Genomic DNA, 7,376 nt, shown 5'->3' with positions numbered 1-7,376 from the left:
GGGGGGGGGGGGGGGGGGGGGGGGGGGGGGGGGGGGGGGGGGGGGGGGGGGGGGGGGGGGGGGGGGGGGGGGGGGGGGGGGGGGGGGGGGGGGGGGGGGGGGGGGGGGGGGGGGGGGGGGGGGGGGGCCCCCCCCCCCCCCTCTTCTTTCCCGCCCGTAACCGTTGCGAAGTCGCGGGCGAAGCGTTCGGCTTCGCTGTACAGGCAGCCGCAGTAGTTCTGGCGGTGGATGCCCCATTCCTTGGAGGTATCGATGCCTTCCTGCCATCCGGTACGGAAGTCGCGGTACAGGAAGGGGATGGCCCCGTCGTGGCAGTCGGCGGCGATGGCGTGGCCCACCTCCGCGATCATGTCGTGGCGTTGGCGGCGGGAGTAGAGCAGGCTGGTGGTGAAGGCATCGTAGCCGCCGCGTTGGGCGATGGCGCGGGTGCGTTCAAGGCGGGTGGCGTAGCACACCCGGCAGCGCACGCCGGGTTGTTCGCGCCAGGCCATGTGGCGCAGCCAGGCGGCGGGGTCGTACTCGGCGTCGCGCCAGATGACGGGCAGGTCGAGCCGCCGCGAGACTTCGTGCATGGCCTCGCGGCGGCGCAGGTATTCCTGCATGGGGTGGATGTTGGGGTTGAGGAACAGGGCCGTGACCTCGTGTCCCTCGTCGCGCAGCATCCGCACCGTGGCGATGGAGCACGGCCCGCAGCAGACGTGCAGCAGGACGCGCATGGCGTTACCGGGCGGGCCTGATGTCGAGATGTACGCCGAACTGGCGTTCCAGGTCGAGCAGGCGTTCGCGCTTGTGGTTCAGCAGATGCATGGCAAGCTCGGCCCCGGTCTCGAAGACGAACGACGGCGTGCCGTGCGGCAGGGCGCGCAACTGGCGGTGGATTTCGCGCAGGGCCTGCAACGACTGCCACTCCATGTTGCGGCGCAGGCCGGACCCCTTGCAGCAGGGGCAGGTTTCCATGGTGATGGACAGCGCGGACGAGCCGGTGCGCTGGCGCACCACCTGCAACAGGCCGAAGCGGCTCATCTTGCCCACGTCGTGGCGGGCGCGGTCGTTCTTCATGGCGTTGCGCAGGGTCTTTTCCACCTCGCGCCAGTGGTTGCGGTCGCGCATTTCGATGAAGTCGATGACCACCTGGCCGCCGATGTCGCGCAGCTTCAGTTGCTGGGCCACGGTTTCGGCCGCTTCCATGTTGGTCTTCAGGGCCATGGATTCGAAGTTGGTCTTGCCGGAGATCTTGCCCGAGTTGATGTCGATGGCCATCAGCGCTTCGGTCTGGTCGAACACCAGGCGGCCGCCGGAGGGCAGGGTGACCTCGCGCGAGTAGATCTGCTCCAACTGGCGCTGGATGCCGAAGCGTTCCCACATGGTGCGCGACTGCTGGTCCTTGTAGACCTTGACCAGGCTGCCCTTGCGCGGGAAGAGCAGCGAGGAATAGTCCTCGATGAGCGTGGCGGTGTGCTCGTCGTCCACCCACACCTCGGCCACGTCGTCGCTGAGGTAGTCGCGCACCGCGCGCGAGGCCAGGTCCGGCTCCTTGTAGATCAGGCAGGGGGCGGATTCCTCGGTGCCCTTCTTGCGGATGTCCTTCCACAGGCGCTTCAGGAATTGCAGGTCGCGCTGGAGGGTGGTCTTGCTGGTGCCCGCGCTGACGGTGCGCACGATGACGCCAAGGCCGGGGCCGGGGTTCAGCCCTTCCAGCATCTCGCGCAGGCGGCCGCGTTCCTCGTCGTCCTCGACCTTGCGCGAGACGCCGATCTGCTCGCGCCCGGGGGTGAGCACCAGGAAGCGGCCCGGCATGGACAGGTAGGTGGTCAGGAACGCGCCCTTGCTGCCGGTGGGTTCCTTGACCACCTGCACCAGCACTTCCTGCCCGGCCTTCAGCACCTTCTGCATGAGCGGGTACTTCTTGCCCTTGGTGGCGTCGTGCGGGGTGTTGTAATATTCGGGGTGCACCTCGTCGATCTGCAGGAAGCCGTTCTTTTCGGCCCCGTAGTTGACGAAGGCGGCCTGGAGGTTGGTGTCGACGTTGTTGATGATGCCGCGGTAGATGTTGCCCTTGGTCTTGGCCTGGTGGACCATCTCCACGTAGTATTCCTTGACCTGGTTCTCCTTGGCGCCTTCCTCGGCAAGGGCGACTTCCACCTGCTCGCCGGGCAGTACGCTGATGAACATCCTCAGCTTGCTCTTTTTCGTTGTCATGCAGTCCTCTGCGGAAAAAAGTGTAAAAATTCAAAAATTTTGCAACACGTTGCCGTGCCTGCGGCGCGTCCGACCGGATTCCCGGGCGGGATTTCCGGGCGGGTTTACGCGCGGTGTTCGCAACGCGTCGGATGCGGTTGCGGATGCGTCATGCGCATCCGGCGTCGGGCGATGCGTTCGCCCGTGCGCATCCGGCGCGGCGGGATGCGTGTGGGCATCCCCAGCGTGGCGTCGTCCGTCCCTTTCCGGGTGCGGAGAAGCCGTTGCGTCGCCGCGACAGCGGCCGCCCGGCGCTACCCGTTGCGGGGTGCGCGCCCGGCGTGGAAAATTTCGCCGTCCGTATCGCGTGGCAGGGCCGTTTCGGCCACGGGTGCGCATGCGCCCCGCGCCGCCAGCTCCGCCAGCGTCCGCCGCACCGCATCCAGCGGGGCCCCCAGGGCCTTCGCCAGTTGCGGCGCGGTCTGCGGCCTGCGCGTTATGGAGCGCAGCACCGCCTCTTGCAGGTTCCCCGCGTCCGTCCCGATATCCATGGGGGTATCCATGGCGGCATCCCCGGAAGGATGCCTAGGGGAAGAGCGCGCGGGGGCATCCGCGTCTGTTGCATTCGCCGCACGGCAGGGACCGTCATCCGGTTCCGCCGCCGTGGGGGCTCGTTCCGCCGGTGCCGTGGGCGCACACCCGGCGGCCGTGTTCAGTTCGCCGCTCCAGCGGGCCAGCACGTCCCTGCCCACGGGCAGGGCGCGCGGGCTTGCGCCCGGCCGCGACAGGGTGGTCACGTCCACCCGGTGGGGGGCCAGTTCGCGCACGTAGTCACGCAACAGGGCGAGGTTTTCCGCCGTGTCGTTGATGCCGCGCGCAAGCAGCACCTCCAGGCAGATCCGTCCGCCAAACCCGCGCGCGAACCCCAGCAGGCCGTCGGCCACGCCGCGCGCGGTCACGCCCTTGCACGGGCGGTTCAGCGCGCGGAATTCCGCCTCGACCAGCGAATCCAGCGAGGGCAGCACCACGTCCGCCCCGGCCAGGTCGGCGCGCACGTCGTCCCGGTGGAGCAGGGTGGAGTTGGTCAGCACCGCCACGGGCACGCCGGGCAGGATGTCCCGGCAGCCCGCGATGATGCGGGCAAGGTCGCTGTTCAGGCAGGGTTCGCCCGAGCCGCCCAGCGTCACGTGGTCAAGCCGGATGGCGTCCGGCGTCACGCCGTGCCTGGCGGCCTCGGCGTCGCGCCAGCGGGCCAGTTCGTCCAGCAGCACGCGGGCCGGGACGTACGCGGCCCGCTCGCAGGTGTGCACGTCCGTCGCGCCCACCTCGCAGTACAGGCAGTCCATGGAGCACACCCGCCCGCCGAGCAGGTCGAGGCCGAGCGAACGGCCGAGGCGGCCGGAGGCCACCGGACCGAACACGTGGGCAAGGGGCATGCTGTCCAGAACGTCCTCGTGCAGGAGATGCGTGCGAACGATGCGTGCACGGCGCGGCGCGGGCCGCACCTTTCACCGTGGGGTGCATCAAAACGGGTTTTCAGGAAAAAAGCAAGCGGGGGCGGGAAACCGGTGGGGTTCTCTGGCCGTTTTGCAGGGCTGCGGCGGATGATGCAGGGGCAGGGACGCGCACTAGCACGCGCCGGAGCGGCCGTCCATTGGAATGTTGCATGCCCCGATGGTGCCCGGCGCGGAGTACCGCATGCCGGACGCGGCGAGGGGATGTCCGTGCCGCACCGTGCAGAGTTGGGCAGGGCGGACCTGCACGGCCTCTCCGTTGTCTCGCCCGGTCTTGCGGGTCGCCGCTTCTTGACACAGCACCCCTGTCCCGGTAGGCCCTTCGTTCCATAGGGCCGGGACCGGGCCTGCCATCGGCGGCGGGCGTGGCCCCGGGCGCGCGCACGGCGCGCGCCGCCCGGCTTCGCGCGTGCGGGCCGGTTGCCGGTGAACCATCAGGAGGAATCCCCATGCCCGCATACGGAGAACTGGTCATCCTGCAAAGCCCGCGCGGCAAGCGCTACCTGCGCCGCGTCGAAGAGGGCAACGACCTGCACTGCCAGGAAGGCGTGCTGCCCATGGCCGACCTTGCCGCCGTCGACTTCGGCACCGAAGTCCGCACGAAGCAGGGCGTGCCCTTCCGGGTGCAGCGCCCCACCATCACCGACCTGGTCAAGGGCGTGAAACGCCAGACCCAGATCATCTATCCCAAGGATATCGCCTACATCTGCATGCGCCTTGGCGTCGGCCCCGGCCGCACCATCATCGAGGCGGGCTCCGGTTCCGGCAGCCTGACCGTGGCGCTTTCGTGGTTCTCCGGGCCCACCGGCCGCGTCTGCACCTACGAGGCGCGCGAGGAGTTCTACAAGCTCTGCCGCCGCAACCTCGACTGGGCGGGCGTGGGCCAGAACGTCACCCAGTTCAACCGCGACATCGCGGAAGGCTTCGAGCAGACCGACGCCGACGCCCTGTTCCTGGACGTGCGCACCCCGTGGGACTACCTGCACCACGTGGTCCGCGCCGTGAAGCCGGGCGCGGCCCTGGGCTTTCTGGTGCCCACCGTGGACCAGGTGTCGAAGCTGCTGCACGGCATGGAAACCGGCCCCTTCGACGACATCGAGGTCTGCGAAATCCTGGTCCGCCGCTGGAAGCCCGTGGCCGATCGCCTGCGCCCCGAAGACCGCATGATCGCCCACACCGGGTTCCTCATCTTCGCCCGGCATCAGGAACGCTCCGCCGAATGGGACTCGTTCCGCACCCTGGGCACCCGCGAACGCAAGCAGGAAGCCGCCCGCCAGGAACGCCTGGCCGCCGCGCGCGGCGAGGCGGATGCCGCTGCTGGTGACGACGCCGGGTTTGAAGAATAACATCGGGATATAACGGGGGAGGGGCACCCTTTGACGCGCTGCGGTCCTCATCCGTAATGCTCGAAGACTCGCATAACGGCTGAGGCAAAGGGTGGCCCCTCCCCCGTACCCCCGCGTTGCTGTCGCCATCCGTAAGGTTCGCGCAAGCGCTCACCTAACGGCTGCCGCTCCTCTCCCAAACTTTTTAGTTGAGTGGTGATTTGCGCAGGGTGGCATGTGTTGCTATCTGCATGTCGCCCCAATTGAAAAGCTTTGAAGGGATGGAGGGGGGTGTGGGGGGAGGAAGGGGAACTTTCCCGAAAGTTCCCCTTCCTCCCCCCCGCTCTCCGCCTTTAATTTTCACTTCGGAACCGTCATGAACTTCACCATCCAGAATCTCGGCAAGTCCTACAACGGGCAGGACATCCTGTCCGATTTCTCGCTCGAGGTGCAGTCGGGCGTGCGGCTGTGCGTGTGCGGCCCCAACGGGTGCGGCAAGTCCACCTTGCTGCGCATCATCGCGGGCGTGGAATCGGCAGACAGCGGCAAGGTGCTGCTGCCCAAGGGCTGCCGGCTGGGCTACGTGCAGCAGGAACTGGGCGACGACGTGCTGGACCGCCCCCTGCTGGACTGGGTGCTGGACGTGCTGCCCGCGTGGCATGACTTCTGGGCGGAATGGGAGGCGGCCACCCACGCCGGGGACGAGGCGGCCATCCGCAGGCTGGGCGCGAAGCAGGCCGAGCTTGAGCAGGTGTACGGGTACAACCCGGAACACCGGGCGCGGGCGGTGCTGTCCGGCCTCGGCTTCGCGGAGCGCAAGTGGAGCCTGCCCATCCGCAAGCTGTCGGGCGGCTGGCGCGAGCGCGCCAAGCTGGCCCGCGTGCTGACCGCGGGGGCGGACGTGCTGCTGCTGGACGAGCCCACCAACCACCTGGACCTGGAAGCCGTGGAATGGCTGGAAGCCTTCCTGATGGACTACAAGGGCGCGCTGGTGTTCGTGGCGCACGACCGGGTGTTCATGGACAAGGTGGGCACGCACGTCCTGTACCTGGGGGCCAGCAAGCCCATGTACCGGCGCGGCACGTTCAGCCAGTTCGTGGCGTTGCAGGAAGAGGTGGAGGGCCAGCGCGAGCGCGAGGCCCAGCGGTTGCAAGAGGAAATCGCCCGCAAGATGGACTTCGTGCGGCGGTTCCGGGCCAAGGCCACCAAGGCGCGGCAGGCGGGTTCGCGCCAGAAGATGGCCAAGAAGCTGGAAAAGGAACTGGAAAACTACCGGCCGGAGCAGAAGCGGCGCGAACTGGATTTTTCGTGGCCGGAGCCCGCGCGGGCGGAAAAGACCATCCTCAGCGTGGTGGACCTGGAATACACGTTTCCGGACGGCACGGGCCTGTGGCCCAGCCTGACCTTCAACATCTACCGGGGCCAGAAGATCGCGCTGGCCGGACCCAACGGGTGCGGCAAGTCCACGTTGCTCAAGGTCATCGGCGGCAGGCTGGAAAAGAGCGGCGGCTCGGTGGTCATGGGCACGCTGGTGCGCATGGGCTTCTTCAGCCAGCACCAGTTGGAGACGTTGAACCCCTCGGGCACGGTGCTGGGCGAAATCCGCCGCCTGTCCGATCCGCGCACCACCGAAGAAGAACTGATGAGCGTGCTCGGGCTGTTCCTGCTCGGGCAGAGCTACTTCGACCGCGTGGTGGGCGAGCTTTCCGGCGGCGAGAAGAGCCGCCTGATCCTGGCCGCGCTGTTCCTGGCCCGCTGCAACTTCCTGGTGCTGGACGAACCCACCAACCATCTGGACCTGGAAAGCCGCGAGGCGTTGGTGGAGGCGTTGCAGAACTACGAGGGCACCATCCTGATGGTGGCCCACGACCGGCACCTGCTGTCCAGCGTGGCCGACGAGATCTGGGCGCTGTCGCCCGCCGGGGTGGCGGTGTACGAGGGCGGGTTCGAGGAATACGACGCGGCGCGCCGCCAGCAGGGCGACACCGGTAGCCTGGCGTCCGGCGCGGGCGAACCCCGGCGCGAGACGGCGTCCCTTTCGCGCGACGACATGAAGCGCATCAAGCGCGAACAGGCCGAGCAGCGCAACGCCCTGTACAAGGAACTGAAGCCCAGACAGGACGCCTACGCCAGGCTGGAAAAGCAGTTGGAAACGTCCCTGGCCGAGCAGGCCGAAGTGGAACAGACCCTGGCCGACCCGGCGGTGTACGCCGATTCCGCGCGGGCCACGGAACTGCTGAAGCGCTTCGGAGAATTGCAGCGGCAGGGCGAAGACCTGTTCGAGAAGATGAGCGAACTGGAAGCGGTGATCGCCGATCTGGAAACGCGGCGGGCGGCGCTTACCGTGGAAGGGGCGTAA

At 68.2% G+C, this 7,376-nt stretch carries 4 protein-coding genes and 1 pseudogene; 2 read left to right on the top strand and 3 right to left on the bottom strand.

What is annotated here, in order from left to right; genetic code table 11:
- Positions 1-104: 104 nt before the first annotated feature.
- From V6B97_RS08295 to V6B97_RS08285, 3 genes and pseudogenes are all read right to left on the bottom strand, one after another.
- Positions 105-716: pseudogene (locus tag V6B97_RS08295) on the bottom strand (epoxyqueuosine reductase QueH); the annotation flags it as partial.
- A 4-nt stretch (positions 717-720) separates the two neighbouring features.
- Positions 721-2,199, bottom strand: coding sequence for an Rne/Rng family ribonuclease (locus V6B97_RS08290; protein WP_333506032.1), 1,479 nt, complete (start codon positions 2,197-2,199; stop codon positions 721-723).
- A 293-nt stretch (positions 2,200-2,492) separates the two neighbouring features.
- Complete coding sequence (locus V6B97_RS08285; RefSeq protein ID WP_333506031.1) at positions 2,493-3,614, bottom strand: radical SAM protein; 1,122 nt, start codon at positions 3,612-3,614, stop codon at positions 2,493-2,495.
- A gap of 527 nt (positions 3,615-4,141) precedes the next feature.
- Between V6B97_RS08285 and V6B97_RS08280 the strand changes: the two genes are divergently transcribed.
- On the top strand, positions 4,142-5,038 hold the full coding sequence (locus tag V6B97_RS08280; RefSeq protein ID WP_333506030.1) for a tRNA (adenine-N1)-methyltransferase: 897 nt from the start codon (positions 4,142-4,144) through the stop codon (positions 5,036-5,038).
- Positions 5,039-5,393: 355 nt separating this feature from the next.
- Positions 5,394-7,376: a ribosomal protection-like ABC-F family protein gene (gene abc-f / locus V6B97_RS08275; RefSeq protein ID WP_333506029.1), complete on the top strand. Its 1,983-nt coding sequence runs from the start codon at positions 5,394-5,396 to the stop codon at positions 7,374-7,376.

The organism is Nitratidesulfovibrio sp. 1201_IL3209 (genome assembly GCF_036763125.1).
GTDB lineage: Bacteria > Desulfobacterota > Desulfovibrionia > Desulfovibrionales > Desulfovibrionaceae > Cupidesulfovibrio.
This window is presented reverse-complemented; position numbering and strand designations above follow the sequence as displayed.